Below are 25,269 nucleotides of genomic sequence, written 5' to 3'. Positions count from 1 at the left end.
ATGGCCGGGTTCGCCCGGCCATTTTTATGTCAGAGGCTCACATGCTGCTCCTTGTCGGACTGGGCAATCCCGGACGCGCCTACGCCAAGAACCGGCACAATATCGGCTTTATGGCGCTCGAAGCGATCGCCAAGCGACACGGCTTTCCACAAGCGCGGGCGCGCTTTCAAGGCCTCGTCAGCGAAGGGGCGATCGGCGGCGAAAAGGTCATGCTGCTGCAGCCGCAGACCTATATGAACGAGAGCGGCCGTTCGGTCGGCGAAGCCGCGCGTTTTCACAAGATCGGCCTCGATGAGATCGTGGTCCTTCACGACGAACTCGATCTTGCGCCGGCCAAGTGCCGGATCAAGACAGGCGGCGGCGTCGCAGGCCACAACGGGCTGCGCTCGATCACCGCGCATATCGGCAACGACTATAAGCGGCTGCGGCTCGGCATCGGCCACCCCGGCGATAAGGCGCTGGTCCATGCTTATGTGCTCAGCGATTTCGCCAAAAGCGAGGAGCCCTGGGTGGCTGCGCTCTGCGAGGCGATCGCCGAAAACGCCGGACTGCTCGTCAAGGGCGACGACGCCGGACTGCAAAACCGGCTGCACCTCGCCATGGACGCGAAGGGCTTTGGCGCGGTGAAGCGCGTCGGCGCGCAATAGGCCAGGCTCGTTCGCGCCACACGCCCCCTCCGGCAAAAGCGCTGAAGACGCAGACGGCGGGGACTTTCACAAAATCCCGCAAGCGCCTATATTCACTTTGCCGGCGCTTGCGTCGGCTATGGCGATAAACGAACACCGTAATAAACCATTCGGACCCGGGGGCGGTACCCGGCGCCTCCACCAAAGCCCGTCCGCGCGGCGGGTTTTGGCGGGGGCGAAATAGGATTGACGAGGGTGTAAAGGGTGATTTTTTGCTCGGCATGATACCGCCGTTATCGGGTCAAACTTATAGTTGCCAACGACAACTATGCTCCGGTGGCCGTCGCCGCGTAATGCGGCGCCCAAACTGGGAATTAAGCCCTAGGGGTTAGCACTTCTAGGCGGGGTCAGGAGGCGCCTGGCAACAGAAGCCTCCACTTCAATTTTCTCGCGCCGCGCCGCCGTGATGCAAGCGCGGCAGGCATGGCGGTCGGAAGCGGTAGCCGGTCGACCATACAGATGGCAGTCTGGCGCGACGCAATGGCTAAAGACATTATTCGCTACGATCTTCTCGTTCAGGACGCCATGCGCGGCGTCATGCGCAAAGTGCTGGGCGACGTCGCCGAGAGCGGCTATCTGCCCGGCGACCATCACTTCACCATCAGCTTCCGCACCGATGCGCCGGGCGTCACGATTTCGCGCCGCCTCGCCGAACAATGGCCGAGCGAGCTGACGATCATCCTGCAGCATCAATGGTCGGATCTGGAAGTCGACGAAGAAGGTTTCGGCGTCACGCTATCGTTCCGCTCGGTCGCCGAGCATCTCTACGTGCCCTTCTCGGCGGTCACCGGCTTCTTCGATCCTGCCGTCGAATTTGGTCTGCGCTTTGAGAGCGCGGAAGACGCGCTTGAGGACAGCGAAGAGGAGGACGCGCCTTCCCCAGGACCGAGCCTTGTTGCGAAAACGGAGGACTCGGTAAAGGCGTTCAAGCCGGCCAAGGTCGAGCCGGTAAAATCAGAGCCGGCCAAAGCAGAGCCGAACAAGACGCCGAGCGCCGACAGGCAGAAAAAACTTAAGCCGGTCGAAGCGAAGGAAGACGGCGACGACAAGATCGTCTCGATCGACGCGTTCCGCAAAAAGCCCTGATGGGCGACGTCGTCAATCTGCGGCGCGCGCGCAAACAACGCGACCGCCGCGTCAAGGACGACGCCGCGCAAGCGAAGCGCGCAGCCTTCGGGCGCGCCAAATCCGAGCGGGAGTTGACCGCCGCGCAGGCGCAGCTGGAAAGCGCCAGGCTCGAGGCGCATAGGCGGGAACCGGAATCGGACGATCCGGCATGAGCGAGGCGCAGGCGCCAGAGATCACGCTGCATTTGGGCGATCGCCCAAATGCAGATGACGTGATCGATTCCAAAAGCATAGAGCGCGCTTTGCACGAAAAACCGGCGTCCACTTTTTCGCAGCGCGCTCTAGACGCCAGTTCCCGCCGAGTCGTCAAGCATTCCGTCGTCATCGCCGGCCATCGCACCAGCGTCTCTCTTGAAGACGCTTTCTGGCGCGCGCTGAAAGACATCGCCGCGCAGGAGGGCGTGTCGCTCGCGGCGCTCATCGCCCGGGTGGATGCGGGCCGCGGAGAGGCGAATCTCTCCTCGGCGCTGAGGGTGTTCGTTCTGGAGCGGGCGTTGGATGCGCGTGAAACGCCCCCAAGCCCCTCACCTCACCTCTCCCCGTGAACGGGGAGAGGGGTCATAGAGACTGCGCTCCTTTTGCAAACGTTCGCGCGACGTCGGCCGCCTCTTCTCCCCGCTTGCGGGGAGAAGTGAGATGAGGGGCCGGGGGATTGGCGCGCGATAAACGGCCGAAACAGTGATTCGCCTTCCGTTCTCCTATATGATTGAAGAATCATGAAGAGCCCTCCGCCCGAGATTGACGATTACGCGCCGCAGACGGGCGGGCTTGCCGCACGCGTGGCGGCGAGCGCGGGGCGGCCGCGCTATCTCGACGCGCTCAACCCCGAGCAGCGCGCCGCCGTCGAAACGCTCGACGGGCCGGTGCTCGTGCTCGCCGGCGCCGGCACCGGCAAGACGCGCGCGCTGACGACGCGCATCGGCCACATCCTGGCGCTCGGCAAGGCGCGCGCCTATGAAATCCTCGCCGTCACCTTCACCAACAAGGCGGCGCGCGAGATGCGCCAACGCGTGGAAGCGCTCGTCGGCGAAGGCGCGCAGGCTATGCAATGGCTCGGCACCTTTCACGCGATCAGCGCCAAGATCCTGCGCCGTCACGCCGAACTCGTCGGGCTGAAGCCCAACTTCACCATTCTCGATGTCGACGATCAGATCCGCCTCTTGAAGCAGGTGCTGCGCGCGGAGAACATCGACGACAAGCGCTGGCCGGCGCGCGCGCTCGCCATGCGCATCGATGGATGGAAGAACCGTGGATTGACGCCGGCGCAGGTCCCCGCCGGCGACGCCGAGAGCTTCGCCAATGGCAAAGGCGCGGCGCTCTACGCGCTCTATCAGGAGCGGCTCAAGGTCTTGAACGCCGTCGACTTCGGCGATCTCCTGATGGAGAGTCTGCGGCTCTTTCGCGACAATCCCGATGTGCTCGCCGACTATCAGCGCCGCTTCAAATATATTCTTGTCGACGAATATCAGGACACGAATATCGCGCAATATTTGTGGCTGCGGCTGATCTCGCAGAGGGCGCCGGGGAAACAAAATCTCTGCTGCGTCGGCGACGACGATCAGAGCGTCTACGGCTGGCGCGGCGCCGAGGTCGAGAACATCCTGCGTTTCGAACAGGATTTTCCCGGCGCCAAGGTCATCCGCCTGGAGCGCAACTACCGCTCGACCGGGCACATACTCGCCGCCGCCTCGCATCTCATCTCGCATAATGAAGGCCGGCTCGGCAAAACGCTGTTCACCGATGGTGGCGAGGGCGAAAAGCCGACGCTCACCGGCGTCTGGGACAGCCAGGAAGAAGCGCGCAGCATCGGCGAGGACATCGAGCAGCTGAGCCGCAAGAACCATTCGCTCGAAGAGATCGCCATTCTCGTGCGCGCGTCGTTTCAGATGCGCGAATTCGAAGAGCGCTTCGTCGAGATCGGCCTGCCCTATCGCGTCATCGGCGGCCCGCGCTTTTACGAGCGGCTCGAAATTCGCGACGCGCTCGCCTATCTGCGCTGCGTCGCGCAGCCGGCCGACGACCTCGCCTTCGAGCGCATCATCAATACGCCCAAACGCGGCCTCGGCGACGCGACGCTGCAGATGCTGCATGAATATGCGCGGCGCGAAGCCATTCCGCTGATGCAGGCGGCGCGCGTTCTTGTCGAAAGCGAGGAGCTGAAGCCAAAGCCCCGCGGCGCGCTGCGCGGCCTCATTGGCGATTTCGACCGCTGGCGCACGCTCATCGATTCAAAACCGCAGCACGAGCTTGCCGAGCAGGTGCTCGATGAATCCGGCTACACGGAGATGTGGCGTTCGGACAAGACGCCAGAGGCCACTGGGCGGCTCGACAATTTGAAAGAGCTTGTCCGGGCGATGGAGGCCTTTCCCGACCTCGAGTCCTTCCTCGAACATGTGTCGCTTGTCATGGAGGCCGACAGCGCCGTCGACCAAGAGCGCGTCTCGATCATGACGCTGCATGGCGCCAAGGGCCTCGAGTTCGAGACCGTCTATCTTCCCGGTTGGGAGGAAGGGCTGTTTCCGAGCCAGCGCACGCTCGATGAACAGGGACGCGCCGGCCTCGAGGAAGAGCGCCGTCTCGCCTATGTCGGACTGACGCGCGCCAAGCGCCGCGCCAAGATCTATTTCGCCAGCAACCGACGCATTCACGGGCTGTGGCAGGCGACCGTGCCCTCACGCTTCATCGACAATCTGCCGACGGGCAATGTCGAGGTGGTCGAGGCGCCGAGCGGTTCGCAATATGGCTCCTATGGCGTCTCGCGCTTCGCCAATCTCGACGTCTACGGCTCCGACTATTCGACGCCGGGATGGAAGCGCGCGCAGGCGACGCGCGGCGAAGCTGCGCGTGGCGGCGCGGCGCGCGATACGCGCGGCGCACGCGGGAAGCAACCGATGACGATCGAGGGCGAAGTGATCGCGCGCTCGTCCGGCGGTTCGCGCTTTGTAGTGGGCGCGCGGGTGTTTCACTTGAAGTTCGGGCCCGGCTCCGTGGCGGCGGTCGACGGCAATAAGCTCACCGTCGATTTCGATAAGGCCGGCAGGAAGATGGTGCTGGAGAGTTTTGTCGAGGCGGGGTGAGAGGTATCAATTAGGAGGGGGCTTCGTATGACGGATATCTGTTTTGTAATACAGCCCTTCGATGGCGGTCGGTACGATCGACTTTTCCATGAGACTTATAAGCCAGCTATCGTAGCGGCGGGTTATACGCCCTACCGTGTCGACGAAGACCCGTCTGCCTCCATACCAATTGAACGCATTGAGCAAGGCATTCGTGATTCATCCTTGTGTTTTGCAGAAATCACAGAGAACAACCCCAATGTCTGGTTTGAACTCGGCCTTGCGATAGCGCACGAAAAAGACGTGTGTCTGGTGTGTCGCCAAGACCGAGAAAAGTTCCCTTTCGACGTACAGCATCGCTTGATCATACGATATTCAAGCTCATCACCTAGCGATTTTGAAGAGCTAGCTAAAAAGATCACCGACAGGTTAAGAGCGTTAGCGCGTAAACAGGAGGAGATCGCAACGCTACCGCGTCGCATCACAACGGAGCCAACTTCTCCCGAACTCCTTTCAGACCGCGAAGTAGCGTGTCTCGGAGTACTAGCGAGCAATTGTGCGTTAGAGGGAGAGCTATTGAGTGTCTATTCATTGCGCAAAGAAATGACAAAAGCAGGATACACGTCCATAGCCACAAACGTTGCGGTTCGATCACTTTCTCGGCGCAGCTTAATAAAACATCAAACTAGCCAAGATGGTGATGGCGACTATTACGATGCCATGTCTATCACAAATAATGGCTGGGAATGGATTGAACGAAACATCTCGAACTTTCAGCTGGAGGAGGAAATTCCGTTTTGAAAGAGAACCGCCCTAACACGTGGAATTGGACCATTGAAACCTGAACCGAAAAGCGTCACGTTCACGCATCCTGTCCATCCCGGCCGAATTCTCAAACGCGAACTCGCGGCGCGCGACATGTCGGCGAATCGCCTCGCGCTCGCGCTGCGACTAAGCTCCGGCAGGATCGTCGACATATTGAACGGCAAGCGCGGCGTCTCGCCCGAGACGGCGTTGCGGCTCGGTCGTTACTTCGGCAACAGTCCGCGCTTCTGGCTCGCGATCGCGGAAGCGGAGATTGGCGCGCGCGTCATTGCGGAAGTGCAGCCCGGCGCTGCTTGAGAGCTGCGGAAGGATCCTGCTGGAGAGTCTTGTGAAGATGGACTAAGGGCTCACCCGGAACTGCGAATGTTCCAAGGGAGCGCATATTTCTTGATCAGCGCAAGCTCCAAGCCAGCACTACCGTGAATGGGGAATCCATTCCACTCGAGGTCAGGCGGAGCCGCAGTATAGATATCAATGAAGGACCCTGCTGCGAGTTCGTTCTTTATGATCATATTCAGCCGTTGACTCGTGCGCTGTGTGGGACCGGGTTTCGCATAGAAGTAGATTCGCTTTGCCAAGCCCATTGTTGCAACACCGACATACTGCGCCACACCCTCTTTAACGAAGGTATAGACCCCTACTTCTTTTGGGAGCGGCTGCTGAAGCGCAATTTCTCCTTCCTTTGTAAGAACCCATCGACTAGATCGCTGGAAGCCGCCTCCAATTAGGTTTTCCTCTAAAAGGAAAGCCCTCGTTTGGGTAGCAGCTGTTATATCGTCATTTCGTCCGCGAGTTACGGTTCTCTGGTTCAATACATTGTATGCATGCTGATAGCGTATACCCAAAAGTTGAGCGATCTGAGACACGCTCAGGCCTTCTTGAGATAATGATCTAATTCGTTCCGAAATTGTCACTTGCCATGACTCTAATTTGGACATCAAAACTGTTGAACCGAGCATAGCGCCGAAGGGATCAGCTCTTGTGCTCTAACGCTAAAATCAATCCCGCCTCTCTGAGATTCGGACCCCACTCGGAATCATTCCGCAAGTCTTCAAAATCGCGCGGCTCAGGAATTGGCAACCCGTCCTCGCGCATCCCTTCCGCCCAAAGCTCCAGCGCCTCGCTGGCCATGGCGAAGATATCTTCGATCTCGTCGGCGGCCGAAAAACATCCCGGCGCGTCGGGAAAGCTCATGCCGTAGGCGCTGTGTTCGTCCTTATGGACGATGACGATGTAGGGCTTCATCGGCGGGCCTCTGGGGTCCATGACAAATCATAGCGCGTTCGAGTCCGGCCCGCCATCGCTCGACGCCACTGTACAGGGCTTCGAACTCGGGCTCATTTCAGCGCGCTTTCAGCCGTCATGCCCGGCCTTGTGCCGGGCATCCACGCCGGGACATCGCGAAACGCATCGCGCGGAGACGGCGTTCGGCTTATGTTCTCACGATTGCATCGTGTCGTCGCGTGGATGGCCGCGACAAGCGCGGCCATGACGCGGTGAGATGACGCCTCGCTAACCTGGATTCGGAGCCCGGCGCCATTGTGGCGTCGCCGCCACAGTCCGGCTTTTTCGGTGGCTGAGCGGGGCGCGTCGCCGCGCGCCGATTCCCAAGCCTGACGCCGCGCGTTACTGTTCCGGCGAAGCAATGGAGGATTGCCGCGCGGCGGCGCTCCGCCCATATCTCGACTGGAAAGGCGACGCAGATCTCGCCGCGACGGGATCTTGCGCGAGGGATAGCTATGACCGCTGGCGAAAAGGCCGAGCGACTTCTCCGCGCCGCGCTTGCGGCTGCGGCCGTGTCGGCGTTCGCTGCTCCTGCGGTCGCGGCGCAGTATCCGCCGCGCCGCGCTGAACTTTTTAACCCGCCGCCGCTCGTCGCGCTGTTTGACGTGGTGCGCGTCCCGACGCGCGCGCCGTTGGACAATCCGAACTTCGCCGTCACGGACGCCGCGCCCGCCGCGGTTTTGCTCGACGTCGAGCTGCGCGCCGAGCCTAGCAAGCCGGACCCGCTCGACCTTGCCTGGAGCCTTCAGCCCGAAGAGAAGCGCGATCTCGCCTTGGCGCTCGACGCCTGGGCGTCATCGGGCGATGCAGCTCTCGGGCCGGAGCGCCGTCGGCTGCGCGCGGCGCTGGCGGGCGCCTACGCCGCCCGAGATCTCGCGCCATTCTGGATCGAGAATGGAGAATGGCGCGCTTCGGCTCGGGCCGCGCTCGCGCGCCTCGCGCTCGCCGCCGACGACGGGCTGGATCTTCGCGCCTATGCGGCGCCGGACGCCGAAAAGGCGGCGCCCACGGCGGCGGACGAACTCGCTCTGTCGGAGGCAATCGCCGCCTATGCGCTGCAGGCGCGCGGCGCCCGGATCGACCCTGAGCGCATCTCGCGGCTCGTCGGGGCGAAAACGACCCTCCCCGATCCGGCGCTGGCCGTCGCCGAAGTCGCCGGCGCCGGCTCAAACGCCGGCGACGCGCTGCAGGCCTATAATCCCATGCATTATGGCTATCAGCAGCTGCGCGAAAAACTCATCGAGCTGAGAACGCAGCGCGCCAGCGCGCCGGCCTCGGACGGACTTTACGCCGCAGCCACTGGGAACGTCACCCAGAGCGACGTCCTGCCGCCCGCAAGCAAGTCCAAGCGGCGCCGCGCCGCCGGGCTCGCCAAAGCTTCGACCTCACGGGTGGAAGCCGAAATCATCGCCAATATGGAGCGGTGGCGCTGGTTGCCGCGCGACCTTGGCGAAGAGCGGGTCGAGGTGAATATTCCCGACTTCGAACTCGCCGTCGTGCGCAACGGCGAGGTGACGCATCGCACGCGAATCATCGTCGGCAAAGAGGCGACTCCGACGCCGATCTTCTCCAACGCGCTGCAGTACATCATCGTCAATCCGTTTTGGAACGTGCCGCCGTCGATCCTGAACAAGGAGATGCTGCCGAAGGCGAACGGCGATGTCGCCGCCATCGCGGCGAGCGGCTTCAACGTGTCCTATCGCGGCGGCAAGCTCGTGGTGCGTCAGCCGCCCGGCGAGCGCAACGCGCTTGGTCGCATCAAATTCATGTTCCCGAACGATTTCTCGGTCTATTTGCACGATACGCCGTCGCGCAACCTTTTCGCGGCGTCGCATCGCGCCTTCAGCCATGGCTGCATGCGCGTCGACGCGCCTTTCGCATTCGCCCAAGCCGTGCTCGGCCCCGGCAGCGGCTGGTCGGAGAGCCGCGTGCGCCGGCTGATCGGCGGCTCGGAGCGTTACATCAACTTGGCGAAGCCGCTGCCGATCCACATCGAATATTTCACCGCCTATGTCGACGAAGGCGGGCGAATCGTGCTGCGCCCCGATCTCTATGGCTATTCGGCGCGGGTGCGGAAAGCTCTGGGACTAGGCGCCTGAACCTTTCACCGTCGCCGAAAACAGCGCGGCGCAGCCGACCGTTTCGACGCTCACCGCGCTGAAGCGCTTTTCGAGTTCGCGCGTCAGCGTCTCCAGATCGTCCTGCGTGTTCGAGAATACGCCCTTGGAATTGTAGAAGGCCATCAGCCTCTGCGCGGCGAAGCTGCGCTCCACTCCGCCGTGCAGCAGCGTCGAGCCGAAGACGACAGCGCCTGGCGACATCAACGGTGACAGAAAATCGAACGCGCGCGCCTTCGTCGCCATGTCGCCCGGCAGGCAATGCAGGAGATAATTGACGCCGAGCGAGTCGAATTTGGCGCCGTCAAAGTCGATGTTCTCTAGGACATTGCGCACATAGGTCTCGGGCCGGTAGCGGGCGATGCGTCGCGCCGAGAATTGCAGCGCGTCGCGATTTAAATCCATCAGCGCGATGCGCGGCGTCGGAGTCGGAAAACGGCAGCGATCGAGAAAATAGCCGGTGCCGACGCCGACATCGAGGTGATTGCCGCTTATGTGTCGATCGTAATGGGCGAGCAGCCGCGGAGTCGGACATTTCCAGATCCAGCGATTGGATAGGCCGAGCACCACCACATCGTAAATCGCGAGCATGTTCGGCGTGTAGATCGCCTGTCCCGCATGAATTTGCTCGGTGGTCGTCGGCGGCATCGCTCTCGCTCCGGAACTATCGGCGGCTTCGGGGGTGACAACCGACCCGCCTGCGTGGAAGAAGCTTATCTCATGTTCATAAGACACTGCTAAGCTTCCAATGGCCCCCCCGCCCCTCCTCGCCCTCCAGGGCGTCATGCTCACGCTCGGCGGGAAGCCGCTGCTGGAGGGCGCCGATTTCGCCGTTGCGACAGGCGCCCGGCTGTGCGTCGTCGGCCGCAACGGTTCGGGCAAATCGACGCTTCTCAAGATCGCGGCCGGCGAAATCGAGCCGGACGGCGGCGTTCGATTCCTGCAGCCCGGCGCGTCGCTGCGCTATCTGCCGCAGGAGCCGGACTTTTCCGGCTTCGCCACGGCGCTTGCCTATGTCGAAGCTGGCCTCGGGCCGCTCGACGATCCTCACATCGCCAGAACCCTGCTCAATGATCTGGGGCTCGAGGGGAACGAAAACCCCGCGCGCCTCTCGGGCGGCGAAGCGCGGCGGGCGGCGCTCGCCCGCGTTCTCGCGCCTGAGCCCGACATTTTGCTGCTCGACGAGCCGACGAACCACCTCGATCTGCCAACGATCCTATGGCTCGAAGAAAGGCTCGCGACGTTGCGGTCGGCGCTCGTGCTCATCAGCCACGACCGCCGCTTTCTTCAGGATCTCACCCGGGAAACGCTTTGGATCGACCGCGGCCGCACGCGCCATCTGGCGCGCGGCTTCAAGGAGTTCGAGGCCTGGCGCGACCGCGAATTGGAGGAAGAGGAAAAGCAGCAACACAAGTTGGAGCGCAAGATCGTCGCCGAAGAACATTGGCTGCGCCATGGCGTCTCAGGGCGGCGCAAGCGCAATATGAAGCGACTCGGGGGGCTGCACCATCTGCGCGCGGAGCGCCGCGATCGCGTCATGCCGACCGGCGACGTGAAACTTGAAGCCAGCGAAGCTCAGCTTTCCGGCAAACTGGTCATCGAGGCGATCAAGATCGGCAAGTCCTACGGCGAACGCGTCATCGTCGAGAATTTCACGACGCGCATTCTGCGGGGCGATCGCATCGGAATCATCGGCGCGAATGGCGCCGGCAAGACGACGCTCGTCAACATGCTGACCGGCGCGCTCGCGCCCGACAGCGGCAAGGTGCGATTGGGCGCCAATCTCGAAATGGCGACTCTCGAGCAAAGCCGCGCGAGTCTCGATCCGGGAACCACCTTGCAGGACGCGCTGACCGGCGGCGGCTCCGACACGATCGAAATCAATGGCGAGCGGCGTCACGTCATCGGCTACATGAAGGATTTCCTGTTCAAGCCGGAACAGGCGCGCACGCCCATCGGCAGGCTTTCGGGCGGCGAGCGCGGGCGCTTAATGCTTGCGCGGGCGCTGGCGAAGCCGTCGAACCTCTTAGCGCTCGACGAACCAACGAACGACCTCGATCTCGAAACGCTCGATCTCTTGGAGGAAATGCTCGCGGATTATCCCGGCACGCTCATCGTCGTCAGCCATGATCGCGATTTTCTCGATCGCGTCGCGACCAGCGTTTTGATGAGCGATGCCGACGGCCGCTGGATTGAATATGCCGGCGGCTATAGCGACATGGTCGCCCAGCGCGGCAAGGGCGTGGAGACGCGGGGCGCGATCGCCTCAGCGCGGGAGACGAAAGAAAAGCCCGCGCCGCGCGAGAGGGCGACGATACGGCAAAAGCTCTCCTTCAAGGAACAGCATGCGCTCGCGACCCTGCCCGGCAAAATCGACGCGTGGCGGGAAAAATGCGCGAAATTGCAGCGATTGCTCGACGACCCGGAGCTCTATGCGCGCGATCCGGCCAAATTCGCCAAGGCGAGCGAAGCATTCGCCGCGCTGCAAGCTGACATCGCTGAGGCCGAAGATGAGTGGCTTGCGCTCGAAATCAAGCGCGAGGAAGAGCGGTCAAACTAGAAGACTTCCACTCTACAGCAGCACAATGGAAGTCTTCCATGCAAAGTTTTGCCGCTCGTTATTGATGATCGAAATCAGCATAGCTAGATGTCTGGCTCTCTTCCAAGAGAAGCGCCGCAGGGAAACTTGCATCAGCGCGTCAACTAATAATAGTTCCAGGGAGAAAGCTTCGTGACACGCGCATATCACACTCTTGGCCGCCCTTTCGGCGCGACCGCTTTGGCTCTTGCAATCCTCATCGGATGGTCGCACCCCTCGATGGCGGGAGAAACCGTCGAGATCAAAATGCTCAACAAGGGCGCGGACCGTTATATGGTGTTCGAGCCGGAGGTCGTGCGGATCAAACCGGGCGACACGATTAAATTCGTCGCGGCCGATAAGGGGCATAACGCCGTCACGATAAAGGAGTTGCTCCCTTCGGGCGCCGAGCCATTCCGCGGCAAGATCAATGAGGAATTGGCGATCACGCTATCGACGCCTGGCGTCTATGGCTTCCGTTGCGATCCGCACTACACGCTGGGAATGGTCGGCGTCGTCATCGTCGGAGAGCCGACCAATCTCGAAGCCGCCAAGCAGGCGAAGCTGCCCGGCAAGGCGGGCGAGGTCATGACGAAACTTCTGGGGAGCCTCTGAGGCTTCGCGCCTAAATGCGGCTTTGGCGAACGCCCAATCAGCCGCAACGAGAGAGGCTTTCGCCGCGGCGAAAGCCTCTCTCCGGCGCCGAGAAATGGCCGCAGCGAGACATCAGGCGCGAAGAAATCGAAGGCTGACCCTGCCGATGCGGAGAATCAGCAAAGCCGCGATCAGCGGTCCCAAGGCGAGCGCGAGCAGCGCGTCAGAAAATTCGCCCGTCGCGCCTTTGACGAGACCGACGAGGTAGGGCCCGGCAAGCCCCGAGATATTGCCGATCGAGTTGATCACCGCGACGCCGACCACGGCGTCGCCCGTTCCGAGCGCCAGCGTCGTGAAGCTCCAGAACGTCGGCAGCGCCGCGATCGCGCCGACAGCGGCGACGGACAACGCTATCATCGACAGCAACGGCGTCGGCGCGTAGGCGGCGCAGGCCAATCCCATGGCGCCGACGACGCCGGCGAGCGCCGTGTGGCCGACGGTCTCACGCCGCCGGTCGGAGCTGCGGCTCCAGGCCCACATCGCCAGCGCGGCGCAAATATAGGGAATGGACGCCAGCAAACTCGTGGCGATGACGCCGAACCCGAAAGCTTTGATGATTTGCGGGAGCCAGAAGCTCAAGCCATAGAGCGCAATGACGATCCCGAAATAGGCGACGCCGAGAATGAGAATGCGCCCATCCTTGAGCGCGCGCCAATGGTCGCCATGATCCCGCCCGGCCTCACGCTCGAGCACGGCGCGCAACGACGCCTTTTCGCCGGACGTGAGCCATTTCGCCGACTGAGGCCCGTCAGGCAGATAGAAAAAACAGACGACCCCGAGAATGATCGAAGGCAGCGCCTCCATCAGGAACAGCCAGCGCCAGCCGCTGATCCCGCCGACGCCGTTCAGCGAAGCGAGGATGAATCCCGAGATTGGCGATCCGATCGCACTGGCGAGAGGAACCGCAATCAGGAAGCTGGCGAGAACGCGCGCGCGCTGGGCGGCGGGGATCCAATAGGTGAGATAGAGAATGACGCCCGGCGCGAAACCGGCTTCCATCACGCCGAGCAGCAGACGCAGCCCAACGAAGCTCGCCTCGCTCCAGACGAAGGCGGTGAGCGCCGAAACGAGGCCCCAACTCACCATAATGCGCGCGATCCACAGGCGCGCGCCGACGCGGTGCATGATGTAATTGCTCGGCGCTTCGAAAAGGCAATAGCCGATGAAGAAGACTCCGGCGCCCCAGCCGAAGAATTCCGGCGTGAAGCCAAGTTCGGCATTCATTGTCAGGGCGGCGAAGCCGATGTTCACGCGGTCGAGATAGGCGACGATAAAAGCTGTGACGAGAAACGGTATCAGACGCCGCGCCACTTTCGCGACGACGCGGTCGGCGTCGACAGTTTCACGCGGCGCGCCGAGCTTGGGGGGCGCTGCGACCGCCGCATCCGACATTAGTTAAGCCCGCTCAAAGCGCATGAGATGGTGCCAGCGATGCGGAACATCGCCCGGCAAGCGCGTGAGACCCGCGGCGCGCGCCTGTCGCTCCAGAAGCGACAATGGCTCCGGATAGTCGCTTGTCGAGACATGATCGAAAATCGCGTCTTTTTCAGCCCGCGAAAGGCCGGTCCAATCCTTCTCGATCCAGGCGAAATAGTGCCTCAGATAGTCATCGCGCGTTTCGTCTTCCTCGCGCATCGTGTCGACCAGCAACAGCAGGCCGCCGGGCGCGAGCGCCCGCGACGCGCGGCGGAAGAATTCCGCTTTGTCCTCGGTCGACAGGTGATGCAGAACGAAACTGCTGTGGAGGACATCATAGGAGACGCCGTCGGAAAGAGCCGACAGCATGTCGCTATGCGCGAGCTGCACGGGGCATGGCAGAGATTTCAGATTTTCGGCTGCGATCGCGAGCGCGGTGTCCGAAAGATCAATCCCCTTATAGCTTGACGGGGGAACCCGGCGCATTATCGGCGCAAAGACATGCGCATCGCCACAACCGAGATCGAGCAGAGAGAAGGCGCGCCCTTCGAAGCGCTCGCGCAAGGCGCGCTCGACCTCTTCGCCGAGCGCCGCGTGAAACATGAAATCTTTGATGACGACCTTCTCATAGGTATCCCAGAGATCGAAAATCTCGCCTGAGTATGCGCTCTTTACATCGGCGTTCATAAGCCAGCCTTTTTCTCGTCGATTCACTTAAGAGCGAAGCCCAATGCGTTGAGGGCTTCGCGAATGCGGTCGCGACCGCTCAACGCCTCCGGACCGCGCACGCGCGACAGCGCCTGGCGAATCCACCCCTGATCCGGCAGGCCCTGCTCCTTCTGGAATTCCTTGAACTTTTCGTCGAGCGTTTCGATCGCCTCGCGCTGCGCCTCGCCCCATTCATATTGCTCATGATGAAGCACCGCCGCCTGACCAAGGCGAGGTTTAACGGCGGCGTTGGCGGCCGGATCGGGAACGCCGACAACCATGCCGAAGACGGCGAAGACGTTCGGCGGCAAATTCAATTCCTTGGCGACCTCTTCCGGCTTATTGCGCATCGCGCCGATATAGCAGCAGCCGAGGCCGATCGATTCAAGCGCGCTGACCGCGTTCTGCGCGGCGAGCGCGGCGTCGACCGCGCCGGTCAGAAATATCTCGAAGTAAGACAATCCGGCGGCATCACGCCCCCTCTCGCGCCCGATATTCTCGAGACGCGCGAGATCGCAGAGCCAGACGAGAAACAACGGGGCGTGATGGACGTGTTTCTGGCCGCCGGCAAGATCGGCGAGACGCGTCTTGCGCGCCTCGTCCTGCACCGCGACGACGCTCCAGACTTGCAGATTCGACGATGTGGACGCCGACTGCGCCGCCGCGACGATGATCTCCAGCGCGCCCTCGGGCAGCGGCTCGGGCAGGAAATTGCGATGCGAACGATGCGCCAGAATGAGATCGAGCGTGTCGTTCCACTGCTTAGGCTTTGGCGAATCGTCACGGCGATAGCGTTCAAACATCGCCGCCGCGCCGCGCGGATCGAAGGGTTGCGGGCTCAAAGGCTTGTTCATGGCGCTTCCTTTAGGCGGGTTGCTCTGCTGGCGCAACATTCCACCCTGTCGCTTTGTTGACTCGCTTGTATATTATGGAAATATACACAAATGGTCAATTTCGAGCATGTCGCCGGTTTCGAGTGGGATCACGGCAACGCGCGCAAGAGCGTCGAAAAGCACGACGTGAGCCAGGCGGAGGCTGAGCAGATTTTTGCCAATGATCCGCTGATCGTGACGGACGACTTGGCTCACAACCAGAGCGAGCCACGCTATCACGCCCTCGGTCGAACGGACGCATCTCGATTGCTGCGTGTCACATTCACGCTGCGCTCAAACGGGACGCGCATTCGAGTTATCTCCGCCCGCGATATGAGTCGCAAGGAACGACAACGCTATGAGCAAGACGACTAAGACTCCGCCGCCGACGTTCGCAACCGAAGCAGACGAACGTGCTTATTGGGAGAGTCACGACTCCGCGGAACATGTCGACTGGAGCAAAGCGAAGCGCGTTCGCTTGCCCAATCTCAAACCGTCGACGACCTCGATCTCTCTACGGCTCCCGGTCAGTCTGCTCGAGCAGATCAAGATCGCCGCCAATAAACGCGACGTGCCCTATCAGTCGCTGATAAAAATCTGGCTCGCCGAAAAGGTCCGCTGAGTCATAGGAAATCCGGTTATCCGTTCGCTTGGACGGTGTCATTCCCGGCAGGCCGAAGGCCTGACCGGGAATCCAGAGCAACGTCGCGAAAGATTGGTTTTTTCTGGATTCCCGATCACGCGCGTCGGGAATGACATTCGGCCAGATGTGTAATTACACCCGCCTCGGCACGAGGATCGCGCGGAAGTCGTTGACGTTGGTGCGCGTCGGCTTGGTTACGATGAGATCGCCGAGCTTTTCGAATGCGCTATAGGCGTCATTGTTGGCGAAATGCGCCTTCAGATCGACGCCGATCTTTTTCGCGCGCTCGAATGAATCCGCCGTCATGATCGCGCCGGCGTTGTCTTCGCTGCCGTCGATGCCGTCGGTGTCGCAAGCGATCGCCGATATGCCGCCGAAGCCTTCGAGCGCGAGCGTCAATCCGAGCAAGAACTCCGCGTCACGTCCGCCCCGTCCCTTGCCGCGCACGGTGACGGTCGTCTCGCCGCCCGAGATGATGGCGACGGGCGGCGCGAACGGCTGGCCGTGGAGGGCGATCTGCTTTGCGATGCCGGCATGCACGAGCGCCACGTCGCGCGACTCGCCCTCGAGGTCGCCCAGGATGCAGGGCGTGAACCCCGCCGACTTCGCGACAGCCGCAGCCGCGTCGAGCGAGCCTTGCGGCGTGGCGATGAGAATGTTCTGCACTTTCTCGAAGATGGCGTCGCCGGGCTTGGGCGTTTCGCATCCGGGGTCTTGCAGATGCGCGAGCACCGCCGCCGGCGCGTCGATCTTATATTTGGCGATGACGGCCAGAGCGTCTTCGCGCGTCGTCGGATCTGGAACCGTGGGGCCGGAGGCGATCACCGAAAGATCGTCATTCGGCACGTCGGAGATCATCAACGCCACGACCTGCGCCGGCGCCGCGGCGCGGGCGAGACGTCCGCCCTTGATGGCGGAGAGATGCTTGCGCACGCAATTCATCTCGGAGATATTCGCGCCGCTCTTCAACAGCGCTTTGTTCACCGCCTGCTTTTCCTCAAGCGTGACGCCCTCGGCCGGCAGCGCCATCAGCGCCGAGCCGCCGCCGGAAATCAGCGCGAGAACGAGATCGTCTTGCGAAAGCCCCTGCACTTTCTGCAAAATGCGCTTGGCCGCCTCGCGTCCCGCCGCGTCAGGCACCGGATGCGAGGCTTCGATCACTTCGATGTGTTTTGTCGGCGCGCCATGCTCGTAGCGCGTGACGACGAGCCCTTCGAGCGGGCCTTGCCAATGCGCCTCCACCGCCGCCGCCATGGAGGCCGCCGCCTTGCCCGCGCCGACGACGATGGTGCGGCCCTTCGGCGGCGCGATTTTCGCGAGATAGGGCGGCAGGCAGACCGTTGGCGACGCAGCGCCGACGGCGGCGTTAAACATGGCGCGAAGGAGGGTGCGGAAATCGTCGGACATCGCGCATTTTACCTTGTTCTTTTGGCAATTCGTACGGTTAGCGCCGCGGAGCTGCGACAACCGTCGGCGCTGTCTTTTCAGCATCTCAAGCGCCCGTCAACCGGGCGCGGAGTCGCGCGCCGCGGCTCCTTATTGCGATGGATTACGCAAAAACACGACATAGCCGCGAAAATAGGGGTGACGCGCCAGCGTTTCCGGCGGCGACCAGACGGCGCCCTCCGCGAGGCCGAGCCGAAAAGGCGTATGGACACGTCCGACGCGCGCCAGGTAGGCGTCGATATGGTCAACGGTGGCGCGGCCGCGATAAGTCTGAAACACGACCTCGTCGACGCTCCGACCAAGTCTGTCAATGTCTTCCGGCGTGGCCTGAGAGGCCCAGTCCATCAGCCCGCTAACGCCAAGCGCGCAATCCGCCGGCAACGTCTGACGTAGCTCTGCAAGGAAGGCCGCGTATGTGGTCAGGCCGCGCGTCGCGGCGTCAAAGTCGATCTGAACGCCGATGACCTTGTCCGACTTTGCGCGCCACTCGGCAAGCCGACGCTTGACCGCCGCAAAAATCGCGGGCGTCCAGTCGATGCTGCGCACGCGATAGACCAGCCATAATGCTTGTGGATGAGGGCTCGGCTCGGTCGCGCCCTGCGCCTTTACACGCATCTCACCTGAATCATCGGGTCCGATTTCGGCCTGAAGCAGATAGATGGTCTTGGCGGAAGCGAGTTCGGGACGCGCACGCACGCCTGCCCATAGCCAGTAGGCGTCGTAATCCGCCGCGCGCACAATCGTATCGGCCGCCGCTGTCCAAATGACGCCAACAGCGAGAAGACACGCGGCGGCGACACGCCGCGAAATTCTCACCAGTAAAATCTCAGGCTTTTCGCCCATGTTGTCGCGCCATATTGCGCCTTGAGCTGGTCATACCAGGCTTTGCGCTGCGCCTTCTCGACGTCCTTGCCGCCGCAAGTGTTGTTGTTCGCCGGCGCGTAGCAATTGATCGCGCGGTAGAGCGCATAAGCCCGGTCGCGCGCAGGCGTCGCCGGCGAGCCGATGAGCTTCTTATAGACCTCGCCACGCGCATAGGGTTCGCCGGGAAATATGGATTTGCCGCCGCCAAGTTCGTCGGGCGCCGGCCGGGACGCCTCGAAGCCGTCGAGACTGTTCACGCGGATGAAGTCGCCGAAGCACAACATGGCGTGCGGGTCCTGAGGATTGGCGGCGAGCTCGCCGACAATCGACTTGAGGTCTGGACAAGCGTAGCCCTTTTCGGCGCCGCCGCTCCACAGCAAGACGCTGGATTGGTAATTGGGATATTGCCCGGGCCGTGCGGTGTCGGCGTCGTCCTTCGCCAGTCCCTCCGCAGAATAATCCCGAAGGAACCCCGCATATTGGCCATGCGTCGCCTCTTTCAGGAGAAGCACGAAGCGCGCAAGCTTGCGCTCCTCAGCCGAGGCCGGGTCCGCGACGGCCATCCGCAGCAGGATCGGTCCTGCAATATATCGCAGCAGCATCGCACGAATCCGCGGCGACGACAGTTGCGTGTCCTTCAAGAAGACTTTGTTGACCTCTCCGGAGCGTTCCCAGCTCAACGCGAGGCCGAGTTCGACCGCCTCTTTCTGCCAGGGCTGCGTGGCGAGCGGCAGCAGCCGCCTCCAGTGGTCGATCGCCGCCGCATACCGCCCCGACGCCATCAGCGCCTGACCGCGAAGAACTTCGCGGCTGAAACCGAGATAGGGCGGCGACAACGGCCCCGGCGTCGGATCACCCAACAGCTTCAATGCCGTCGCATAGTCCCCGTCGACATAGTAGGCGCGCGCCGCCTTCAGAAAGGCGAACAGCGCGTCATGTCCGGCGAAGTCTCGCGCCTGCGCGTCAAGATCGGCCGCCGAGAACTTCTTCTGCGACGCATCAGTGGGCCGCATCATCGTCAAATCGTCGATCGCGAGAAGATTTGCGTCATGGACGTCTTTTGAGTCGAGACCGAGTTTCGAGTCGATTTCAGCGGCGAGATCCGAACTGCGGAGATTGGCGCCCGGATCGCGCGCATGCCTAAGCTGCCAGGCGTACTCCGTCGCGGCCTGCGATCGGTCGCCAGCGAGCCAATAGATGCGACGCAACAGGCCGCGCGCCGACGCCGCGTAGCGGCCGTGCGGATAGTCGACGAGATAGGATTTGAATTCGGATTCCGCCGCTTTCAGCGATTGGCGATCCGACACTTTTGGCTCGGGCGCGCCGTCCAGTTCGGCGAACGCGCCGACCGACGCTTTGTTCAGAAGCGTGCGGGCGATCATGTAGCGTGCGCTCTCGCGCACCCACACATTCTGCGCGTTCGCGAGGCTGCGAAAAGCGTTGAGCGCAGCGTCGAATGCGCCGCCGTAAAAGGACTCTGCGCCGGCAAGATAAGCGGCGAATTCGCGCGCGGCCGCCGATGCGTCGGCGCCCGCGACATAAGCCTTCGAGGCGCTAGGCGCCGCATCCTTTCCTTGGCAGGCGGTCGTCATCTCCTTGCGTGAACGGATCAACGCAGCGCGTTCAGCTTCGCTCAGAGCCTTTTCGGCCTGTACAGCCTGAATAAAGGCGTCCTCGCCGCTTTGAGCCGAGACGCATCGCGTGCCTTCGTCAAAGAAGTCGCTCGGCGTTGTCGCCACGTCTTTGACGGGCCGGCCCGCATAATCGCAAGAGTTTCGCGCAAAGATGTCGTTGAAAGCGTCACGCGCGAAAAGCACGAAATAGTCGGGATAGATATCGAGCTTCACCTCGTCTTTTGGCGCGTCGACGGGCCAAGGCCGCGCGTCCATCATCAGGAACTGCGCGTTGACGCGGCTGTCATTGCCCGGACTGAGGAACGGTAAATTGTCGCGACTGGAAAAGTCCTTGTGATCCAGCTTCCATCCGGCGCGGCCGAGACCATCGCCCGCGCAGGCGAACGCCTGGCTCGCGGAACACAGCAGCATGAGAGAGGCGAGACTTGAAAAAAGCTGGCGCATGGCGGTTCCCTGAACGTGGCCGGCAAGCTGCGTCAGACTGCTTCCTACCGGATCGGCGGGTGCGCGTCTGTTGAAAATAATCAAGAAGAATTTTCACGCTTCAAAAATAGGGCGAGGGCGGCGTCACGCCGTCCCTCGCCCTTTATAGGCTCCGCTCTTTGGAGCGCGGCGGCTTACGCCGCCATTGCGTTGGCCTTTTCGATCAGCGCCTCGGCCATGCGGATCGAGGCGATGTCGATCAGGCGGCCGTCGAGAGAGACGGCGCCCTTGCCTTCCTTGGCGGCCTGGCTCATCGCGTCGAGAATGCGGCGCGCCTTCGTGACCTCGGCGTCGGACGGCGTGAAGACCTGATTGGCGAGTTCGATCTGCGAGGGATGAATCGCCCACTTGCCCTCATAGCCGAGCACCGCGGCGCGCTTGGCGGCGGCGATATAGCCGTCCGGATCGCCGAAGTCGCCGAACGGTCCGTCGATCGGACGCAGGCCGTAGGCGCGGCACGCGACCATCATGCGCGTCTGCGCCGCATGCCACTGATCGGCCCAGTAATATTCGCGATTGCCGTTCGCGTCCTTGTCGGTCAGCACGCCGTAATCCGGATTGACGCCGCCGATGACGGTGGTGCGGGCGCGGGTCGACGCCGCATAGTCGGCGACGCCGAAGGACATGGCCTCAAGGCGCTTTGAAGACTGCGCGATGGCCTCGACATTGGCCATGCCGAGCGCGGTCTCGATCAGGATTTCGATGCCGATCTTCTTGGTGCGCTTCTTGTACTGCTCGATCTGCGTGATCATCATGTCGATCGCGTAGACGTCGGCCGGAACCCCGACCTTCGGGATCAGCACGATGTCGAGGCGCGGGCAATTCTCGAGAACGTCGACGACGTCGCGATAGCAGTACTGCGTGTCGAGACCGTTGATGCGCAGCGTCATCACCTTCTTGCCCCAGTCGATGTCGTTGAGGCCTTGGATGATGTTCTTGCGCGCCTGTTCCTTGTCGTCGGGCGCGACGGCGTCTTCGAGATCCAAGAAGATCTGATCGGCCTTTGACTGCGCGGCCTTTTCGAACATGCCCGGCGCGGAGCCCGGCACGGCGAGTTCCGAGCGATGCAGACGCGGCGTGGCCTGCTCGATTAAAGTGAAGCTCATATTTTTACCCCTTCCTGTTGAATTAGCCTGTGGCCCCGAGTCCGGCCGCGACGCAGCTGATCGACAGCAGTAGAGGCACTTTGACGGCCTCTTTCTCCGCTTCGTCCTTTGCCTCGCGAAACCGGCGAAGCAGCGCCACCTGCTCGCGATTGACCTCGTTGATGGTCTGCAGGCGATGCGAAAGCCTCGCCTGATATTCCTTGAAGCGCTCCGCCAGTTCGACGCCGCCGGTGACGCGCAGCGCCATCTCGCGCGTCAACGCAAATTCCTCTTCGATCGCTTTGAAGATTTTATTTCGCACGGCTTCGTCCGCGACAAGGCCCGCATATTGTTTGGCGATCGAGAGATCGACGAGCGCGAGCGTCTTCTCGACCTCATCGATGATGAGCCGGAACATGCGCGAATCTTCGAACATCCGTCGCAAGAGCTCGAAACCGCGGTCGCCGCGCACGTCAACGAAATTCTTCAGACCGGTTCCGACGCCGTACCAGCCGGTGATCGAATGGCGGTTCTGCGCCCAGGCGAAGACCCAGGGGATCGCACGCAAATCCGCCAGGCTTTTGGCGCCGAAGCGCCGCGCCGGACGGGACCCGATGTTGAGCAGCGAAATCTCTTCAAGCGGGCTTGCCGCCTGAAAGTAAGCCACAAGATCCGGATCGCCGATAAATTTCGCATAGGCCGCGAAAGAGGCGCCGGAAATCTCCTCGAGCGCCTCATCGAACTCCGCGTGCGGCGCCAGCGCTTCCTCGCGTTCGGACTTGAGCGCATGCTGGAACACAGAGGACGCCAAAAGCTCCATCTGATAGGCCGCCGTGCCGCGATTGGCGTATTTGAACGACACGACCTCGCCCTGTTCGGTGACGCGAAAACGCCCGCGGATAGAGCCCGCCGGCTGCGCCGCGATGGCGTGGCCGGTCGGCGCGCCGCCGCGCGACACTGAGCCGCCGCGCCCATGGAAGAAGGCGATGGCGACGCCCTGCTCACGTCCGACCTGAGTGAGGCGGGCCTGCGCCTTGAACAACTCCCAATTGGACGACAGAAAGCCGCCGTCCTTGTTGGAATCGGAATAGCCGATCATCACCTCTTGCAGATTGCCCTGCCAGCGCGTCGAGCGGCGCACGACCGGAACCTGCAGAAGGTCGCGCATGATCGCCGGCGCGGCGCGCAGATCGCCGATCGTCTCGAAGAGCGGCACGATCGGCAGCGTGAGGATCTCGACGCCGGGTTCGTCGAGAAACAGCCCCGCCTCCTTGGCGAGCAGATACACGCCGAGGACGTCGACCGCCGAACGCGTCATCGACAAAATAAATCCGCCGAAGGCTTCGCGGTCGAGCTGTACGCGCATCTCGGCGACCACCTCGAACATTTCGATGACGTCGCGCGTATCGGCGGAAAGCGTGTCGCGCGGGATAGGCGTCTGACGCGGCTTTGCAAGCTCGGCGAGCAGCCATTGGCGCCATTCGGGAGCATCGAGGTCGGGCGGCGTCTCGCCGCCGGTCTTCAGGCGCCACAGCTCCTCGAGCGCCTGCGTCGTGCGCGTCGTGTTCTGGCGGATGTCGAGGCGCACCGTGCTGAAGCGGAAGGTTTCCACCGCGCGGCGCAGCGGACGCACGAGATCGGTCGCGAGCGCGTCGCTCTTGGCTTCATTGAGCGCCTTTTCGAGCGCCAGCAGGTCCGCGATGAGTTCGTCGGCGCTCGCATAGCGCGGACCTGTCGTCGGCTCGGCGTTCACGGCGCGCAGCGTCTGGTCGAGCTTGCGCAGAATCGTCATCACGAATTGCCGGTAAGGTTCGTTTTGATTGCGCGCTTCGATCGCTGCGCCGTCCGGCAGCGCGGCGAGGCGTTCAGCCAGCTCCTCGCGGAAAGACTGAGGAATATCGGCGGCGCGTTGGCTGATCGACAGCATGCGCGCAAGATCGACGAAGCGCGTTCGATAATAATTCAAGCTCGCCGCGGCGTTTTCACGCATGGTCCGGCGGGTGACGTCGTTCGTCACGAACGGATTGCCGTCGCGGTCGCCGCCGATCCAGGACCCGAACTGGAAAAAAGGCGCGACCTCGAATGTTTCGTTGGGATAGTGGCGTCGCAGCGCGCGTTCGCAGGAGGACAGAAGCTCCGGCGCGAGATCGAAAATGCTCTCGTGAAAGAAGTGCTGACCCCAGGCGACTTCCTGATCGACCGTGGGCTTTTCGAGATGCAATTCGCCAGTGAGCCACAGAAGTTCGATCTGATCATAGATCGACTTCACCAGCGCCTCGCGCTCGCGGTCCGTCCAGCGGGTCGATTCGAGTTCGCGCATCAGCAGATAGATGCGGCGATATTTTTCGAGGATCGAGACGCGCTTCGCCTCCGTCGGATGGGCGGTGATCACGGGACGGATGCGCAGCGTGTGCAGTTGCGCGCGTATTTCGTCTGGCGCGACGCCTGAAGCCGCGGCGCTCGACAAGACGTAGTCGAACGTGCCGAGCAGCTTGTCGTGGCCCTTTTCGCGCTCGATCCGGCGGCGCCGGCGCATGGCGTACGCCTGCTCCGCGATGGAGACGAGCTGAAACAGGATGCCCTGCGCCTGAAGCGCGCGCGCCATCTGGCGCGGCTCCAGACCTGCGCCCGCCTTTGAGTCGCGCACGACGGCCTCGATCTCCGGCGTGTGACGCCGAATCACGGTGAGCAATTGCTCGCGCAGGAAGTCGGAAGCTTCGATGACCGAACGAGTCGCATAAGCAGACGGCAAGCCGGTCGAAGACAGGCTCTTCAATGTCTGGGTCTCGGCGGTCATCAAAACTCCTTAGGCGCTCACGACGCCGCGCAGGATGAACGGCTTCGCAAAATACGGCCGGACGGCGGCGCGCGACGGCGCCGACGCCAATGCTGCATTCCTCAGGCGCTCTGCAATACCTTGGCGACGGTCGATCCGAATTCCGCCGGGCTCGGCGCGACGGTCAGCCCGTAGGACTTCATGATCTCGGTTTTTTCCGCGGCGCTGTCGCCCGTCGCCGAAATGATCGCCCCGGCGTGGCCCATGCGGCGGCCCTTGGGCGCCGTAAGGCCGGCGACGAAGCCGATCACCGGCTTGGAGAAATTCTCCTTGATCCAGGCGGAGGCTTCAGCCTCCTGCGGACCGCCGATTTCGCCGATGATCAGCACGGCCTCGGTCTCCGGGTCCTTGTCGAACAGCACCAGATGGTCGAGGAACGACGAGCCGTTGATCGGATCGCCGCCGATGCCGACCGAGGTCGATATGCCGAGGCCGAGCGCCTTCAGCTGCGACGCCGCTTCATAGCCGAGCGTGCCGGAGCGCGAGATCAGCCCCACCGGGCCCTGCTTATAGATGTGGCCGGGCATGATGCCGAGCATCGCCTTGCCCGGCGAAATGATGCCGGCGCAGTTCGGGCCGACCAGCATCGGCCGGCGATCCTTCGGAAAGCGCAGGAAGTAGCGCTTCACGCGCATCATGTCCTGCGCCGGAATGCCGTCGGTGATCGAGCAGATCAGGCGCACGCCGGAGTCGGCGGCCTCCATGATCGCGTCGGCGCAAAAGGCTGGCGCGACGAAGGTGATCGAAGCCTGCGCGCCGGTTTCGCGCACCGCTTCGCGGACCGTGTTGAACACCGGCACGCCGTGGTGAGTCTTGCCGCCCTTTCCGGGCGTGACGCCGGCGACGACATTGCTGCCGTAGTCGATCATCTCCTTGGTGTGGAAACTGCCCTTGTCGCCGGTGATGCCCTGGACCAGGATCGGCGTCTTTTCATCAATGAGAATGCTCATGTGTC

At 62.5% G+C, this 25,269-nt stretch carries 24 protein-coding genes and 1 other RNA gene; 13 read left to right on the top strand and 12 right to left on the bottom strand.

Annotated features, from left to right (window positions below; genetic code table 11):
- Positions 1-41: 41 nt before the first annotated feature.
- The 8 genes from pth to IYW40_RS05790 all read left to right on the top strand — a co-directional run bounded on the left by pth (position 42) and on the right by IYW40_RS05790 (position 5,991).
- Positions 42-647: an aminoacyl-tRNA hydrolase gene (pth, locus tag IYW40_RS05825; RefSeq protein WP_196399776.1), complete on the top strand. Its 606-nt coding sequence runs from the start codon at positions 42-44 to the stop codon at positions 645-647.
- A gap of 60 nt (positions 648-707) precedes the next feature.
- Positions 708-1,065, top strand: a transfer-messenger RNA (tmRNA) gene (gene ssrA / locus IYW40_RS05820).
- Positions 1,066-1,166: 101 nt separating this feature from the next.
- A complete protein-coding gene (locus tag IYW40_RS05815; RefSeq protein WP_196399775.1) occupies positions 1,167-1,772 on the top strand; it encodes a ClpXP protease specificity-enhancing factor SspB in 606 nt (201 codons plus the stop codon).
- A complete protein-coding gene (locus IYW40_RS05810; protein ID WP_196399774.1) occupies positions 1,772-1,966 on the top strand; it encodes a DUF4169 family protein in 195 nt (64 codons plus the stop codon). The genes IYW40_RS05815 and IYW40_RS05810 overlap by 1 nt, the downstream gene beginning before the upstream one ends.
- An 89-nt stretch (positions 1,967-2,055) precedes the next feature.
- Positions 2,056-2,358, top strand: a complete 303-nt coding sequence (locus IYW40_RS05805) for a ribbon-helix-helix domain-containing protein (RefSeq protein WP_196399820.1) — start codon at positions 2,056-2,058, stop codon at positions 2,356-2,358.
- A gap of 171 nt (positions 2,359-2,529) precedes the next feature.
- Positions 2,530-4,890 carry a UvrD-helicase domain-containing protein gene (locus tag IYW40_RS05800; RefSeq protein ID WP_196399773.1) on the top strand — a complete coding sequence of 787 codons (2,361 nt, stop codon included), beginning with the start codon at positions 2,530-2,532 and terminating at the stop codon, positions 4,888-4,890.
- A gap of 27 nt (positions 4,891-4,917) precedes the next feature.
- Complete coding sequence (locus IYW40_RS05795) at positions 4,918-5,670, top strand: hypothetical protein (protein WP_196399772.1); 753 nt, start codon at positions 4,918-4,920, stop codon at positions 5,668-5,670.
- Between the two features lie 33 nt (positions 5,671-5,703).
- Positions 5,704-5,991 (top strand): HigA family addiction module antitoxin, encoded by a 288-nt coding sequence (locus IYW40_RS05790; protein ID WP_196399771.1) that lies wholly within the window; start codon positions 5,704-5,706, stop codon positions 5,989-5,991.
- Positions 5,992-6,041: 50 nt separating this feature from the next.
- On the opposite strand, the gene IYW40_RS05785 is transcribed toward IYW40_RS05790, so the two are convergent.
- Together IYW40_RS05785 and IYW40_RS05780 are read right to left on the bottom strand one after the other, a co-directional pair.
- Entirely contained in the window at positions 6,042-6,560 is a 519-nt protein-coding gene (locus IYW40_RS05785; RefSeq protein WP_348644240.1) for a GIY-YIG nuclease family protein, read from the bottom strand.
- Between the two features lie 106 nt (positions 6,561-6,666).
- A complete protein-coding gene (locus tag IYW40_RS05780; protein ID WP_246720668.1) occupies positions 6,667-6,960 on the bottom strand; it encodes a type II toxin-antitoxin system HicB family antitoxin in 294 nt (97 codons plus the stop codon).
- 473 nt (positions 6,961-7,433) lie between these two features.
- Here IYW40_RS05780 and IYW40_RS05775 point away from each other — a divergent pair, with 473 nt between their 5' ends.
- A complete protein-coding gene (locus IYW40_RS05775) occupies positions 7,434-9,077 on the top strand; it encodes a L,D-transpeptidase family protein (RefSeq protein ID WP_196399768.1) in 1,644 nt (547 codons plus the stop codon).
- Here IYW40_RS05775 and IYW40_RS05770 read toward each other — a convergent pair.
- Entirely contained in the window at positions 9,066-9,743 is a 678-nt protein-coding gene (locus tag IYW40_RS05770; RefSeq protein ID WP_196399767.1) for a class I SAM-dependent methyltransferase, read from the bottom strand. The two genes, IYW40_RS05775 and IYW40_RS05770, sit on opposite strands and share 12 nt — an antisense overlap.
- A gap of 100 nt (positions 9,744-9,843) precedes the next feature.
- On the opposite strand from IYW40_RS05770, the gene IYW40_RS05765 reads away from it, so the two are divergent.
- Both IYW40_RS05765 and IYW40_RS05760 read left to right on the top strand, forming a co-directional pair.
- A complete protein-coding gene (locus tag IYW40_RS05765; RefSeq protein WP_196399766.1) occupies positions 9,844-11,655 on the top strand; it encodes an ATP-binding cassette domain-containing protein in 1,812 nt (603 codons plus the stop codon).
- A 171-nt stretch (positions 11,656-11,826) separates the two neighbouring features.
- Entirely contained in the window at positions 11,827-12,288 is a 462-nt protein-coding gene (locus tag IYW40_RS05760) for a pseudoazurin (RefSeq protein ID WP_196399765.1), read from the top strand.
- A gap of 111 nt (positions 12,289-12,399) precedes the next feature.
- Here IYW40_RS05760 and IYW40_RS05755 read toward each other — a convergent pair whose 3' ends face one another.
- The 3 genes from IYW40_RS05755 to IYW40_RS05745 are packed head-to-tail and all read right to left on the bottom strand — an operon-like array spanning position 12,400 to position 15,305.
- Positions 12,400-13,719, bottom strand: coding sequence for an MFS transporter (locus IYW40_RS05755; RefSeq protein WP_196399764.1), 1,320 nt, complete (start codon positions 13,717-13,719; stop codon positions 12,400-12,402).
- A gap of 3 nt (positions 13,720-13,722) precedes the next feature.
- Positions 13,723-14,430, bottom strand: a complete 708-nt coding sequence (locus tag IYW40_RS05750) for a class I SAM-dependent methyltransferase (RefSeq protein WP_196399763.1) — start codon at positions 14,428-14,430, stop codon at positions 13,723-13,725.
- Between the two features lie 23 nt (positions 14,431-14,453).
- A complete protein-coding gene (locus IYW40_RS05745; protein WP_196399762.1) occupies positions 14,454-15,305 on the bottom strand; it encodes an NADPH-dependent oxidoreductase in 852 nt (283 codons plus the stop codon).
- Between the two features lie 90 nt (positions 15,306-15,395).
- Here IYW40_RS05745 and IYW40_RS05740 point away from each other — a divergent pair, with 90 nt between their 5' ends.
- Positions 15,396-15,698: a BrnT family toxin gene (locus tag IYW40_RS05740; RefSeq protein WP_196399761.1), complete on the top strand. Its 303-nt coding sequence runs from the start codon at positions 15,396-15,398 to the stop codon at positions 15,696-15,698.
- Complete coding sequence (locus IYW40_RS05735) at positions 15,682-15,945, top strand: BrnA antitoxin family protein (RefSeq protein ID WP_196399760.1); 264 nt, start codon at positions 15,682-15,684, stop codon at positions 15,943-15,945. The genes IYW40_RS05740 and IYW40_RS05735 overlap by 17 nt, the downstream gene beginning before the upstream one ends.
- Before the next feature lie 153 nt (positions 15,946-16,098).
- Here the strand turns inward: IYW40_RS05735 and IYW40_RS05730 are convergent, their stop codons facing one another.
- From IYW40_RS05730 to sucD, 6 genes are all read right to left on the bottom strand, one after another.
- The gene (locus tag IYW40_RS05730; protein WP_196399759.1) at positions 16,099-17,373 is read right to left on the bottom strand and encodes a glycerate kinase; all 1,275 of its coding nucleotides are present in this window, start codon (positions 17,371-17,373) and stop codon (positions 16,099-16,101) included.
- 129 nt (positions 17,374-17,502) lie between these two features.
- Entirely contained in the window at positions 17,503-18,255 is a 753-nt protein-coding gene (locus IYW40_RS05725) for a DUF3142 domain-containing protein (RefSeq protein ID WP_196399758.1), read from the bottom strand.
- Positions 18,225-20,354: a hypothetical protein gene (locus tag IYW40_RS05720; RefSeq protein ID WP_196399757.1), complete on the bottom strand. Its 2,130-nt coding sequence runs from the start codon at positions 20,352-20,354 to the stop codon at positions 18,225-18,227. The genes IYW40_RS05725 and IYW40_RS05720 overlap by 31 nt, the downstream gene beginning before the upstream one ends.
- 173 nt (positions 20,355-20,527) lie before the next feature.
- Positions 20,528-21,499: a CoA ester lyase gene (locus tag IYW40_RS05715; RefSeq protein WP_196399756.1), complete on the bottom strand. Its 972-nt coding sequence runs from the start codon at positions 21,497-21,499 to the stop codon at positions 20,528-20,530.
- Positions 21,500-21,521: 22 nt separating this feature from the next.
- Positions 21,522-24,275 carry a phosphoenolpyruvate carboxylase gene (locus tag IYW40_RS05710; RefSeq protein WP_196399755.1) on the bottom strand — a complete coding sequence of 918 codons (2,754 nt, stop codon included), beginning with the start codon at positions 24,273-24,275 and terminating at the stop codon, positions 21,522-21,524.
- Positions 24,276-24,376: 101 nt separating this feature from the next.
- Positions 24,377-25,264 (bottom strand): succinate--CoA ligase subunit alpha, encoded by an 888-nt coding sequence (gene sucD, locus IYW40_RS05705; RefSeq protein ID WP_196399754.1) that lies wholly within the window; start codon positions 25,262-25,264, stop codon positions 24,377-24,379.
- Positions 25,265-25,269: the final 5 nt, after the last annotated feature.

Origin of the sequence: Methylocystis sp. H4A (genome assembly GCF_015709545.1) — a bacterium.
GTDB lineage: Bacteria > Pseudomonadota > Alphaproteobacteria > Rhizobiales > Beijerinckiaceae > Methylocystis > Methylocystis silviterrae.
Note: the sequence above shows the minus strand (reverse complement) of the source record. Positions and strands in the feature narration are given on the sequence as shown.

What these genes read in the sequence shown, in the direction of transcription:
- pth (WP_196399776.1), top strand. Translation starts at nt 42, where the DNA reads ATGCTGCTCCTTGTCGGACTGGGCAATCCCGGACGCGCCTACGCCAAG.
- IYW40_RS05815 (WP_196399775.1), top strand. Translation starts at nt 1,167, where the DNA reads ATGGCTAAAGACATTATTCGCTACGATCTTCTCGTTCAGGACGCCATG.
- IYW40_RS05810 (WP_196399774.1), top strand. Translation starts at nt 1,772, where the DNA reads ATGGGCGACGTCGTCAATCTGCGGCGCGCGCGCAAACAACGCGACCGC.
- IYW40_RS05800 (WP_196399773.1), top strand. Translation starts at nt 2,530, where the DNA reads ATGAAGAGCCCTCCGCCCGAGATTGACGATTACGCGCCGCAGACGGGC.
- IYW40_RS05795 (WP_196399772.1), top strand. Translation starts at nt 4,918, where the DNA reads ATGACGGATATCTGTTTTGTAATACAGCCCTTCGATGGCGGTCGGTAC.
- IYW40_RS05780 (WP_246720668.1), bottom strand. Translation starts at nt 6,960, where the DNA reads ATGGACCCCAGAGGCCCGCCGATGAAGCCCTACATCGTCATCGTCCAT.
- IYW40_RS05775 (WP_196399768.1), top strand. Translation starts at nt 7,434, where the DNA reads ATGACCGCTGGCGAAAAGGCCGAGCGACTTCTCCGCGCCGCGCTTGCG.
- IYW40_RS05770 (WP_196399767.1), bottom strand. Translation starts at nt 9,743, where the DNA reads ATGCCGCCGACGACCACCGAGCAAATTCATGCGGGACAGGCGATCTAC.
- IYW40_RS05765 (WP_196399766.1), top strand. Translation starts at nt 9,844, where the DNA reads ATGGCCCCCCCGCCCCTCCTCGCCCTCCAGGGCGTCATGCTCACGCTC.
- IYW40_RS05755 (WP_196399764.1), bottom strand. Translation starts at nt 13,719, where the DNA reads ATGTCGGATGCGGCGGTCGCAGCGCCCCCCAAGCTCGGCGCGCCGCGT.
- IYW40_RS05750 (WP_196399763.1), bottom strand. Translation starts at nt 14,430, where the DNA reads ATGAACGCCGATGTAAAGAGCGCATACTCAGGCGAGATTTTCGATCTC.
- IYW40_RS05745 (WP_196399762.1), bottom strand. Translation starts at nt 15,305, where the DNA reads ATGAACAAGCCTTTGAGCCCGCAACCCTTCGATCCGCGCGGCGCGGCG.
- IYW40_RS05740 (WP_196399761.1), top strand. Translation starts at nt 15,396, where the DNA reads ATGGTCAATTTCGAGCATGTCGCCGGTTTCGAGTGGGATCACGGCAAC.
- IYW40_RS05735 (WP_196399760.1), top strand. Translation starts at nt 15,682, where the DNA reads ATGAGCAAGACGACTAAGACTCCGCCGCCGACGTTCGCAACCGAAGCA.
- IYW40_RS05730 (WP_196399759.1), bottom strand. Translation starts at nt 17,373, where the DNA reads ATGTCCGACGATTTCCGCACCCTCCTTCGCGCCATGTTTAACGCCGCC.
- IYW40_RS05725 (WP_196399758.1), bottom strand. Translation starts at nt 18,255, where the DNA reads ATGGGCGAAAAGCCTGAGATTTTACTGGTGAGAATTTCGCGGCGTGTC.
- IYW40_RS05720 (WP_196399757.1), bottom strand. Translation starts at nt 20,354, where the DNA reads ATGCGCCAGCTTTTTTCAAGTCTCGCCTCTCTCATGCTGCTGTGTTCC.
- IYW40_RS05715 (WP_196399756.1), bottom strand. Translation starts at nt 21,499, where the DNA reads ATGAGCTTCACTTTAATCGAGCAGGCCACGCCGCGTCTGCATCGCTCG.
- IYW40_RS05710 (WP_196399755.1), bottom strand. Translation starts at nt 24,275, where the DNA reads ATGACCGCCGAGACCCAGACATTGAAGAGCCTGTCTTCGACCGGCTTG.
- sucD (WP_196399754.1), bottom strand. Translation starts at nt 25,264, where the DNA reads ATGAGCATTCTCATTGATGAAAAGACGCCGATCCTGGTCCAGGGCATC.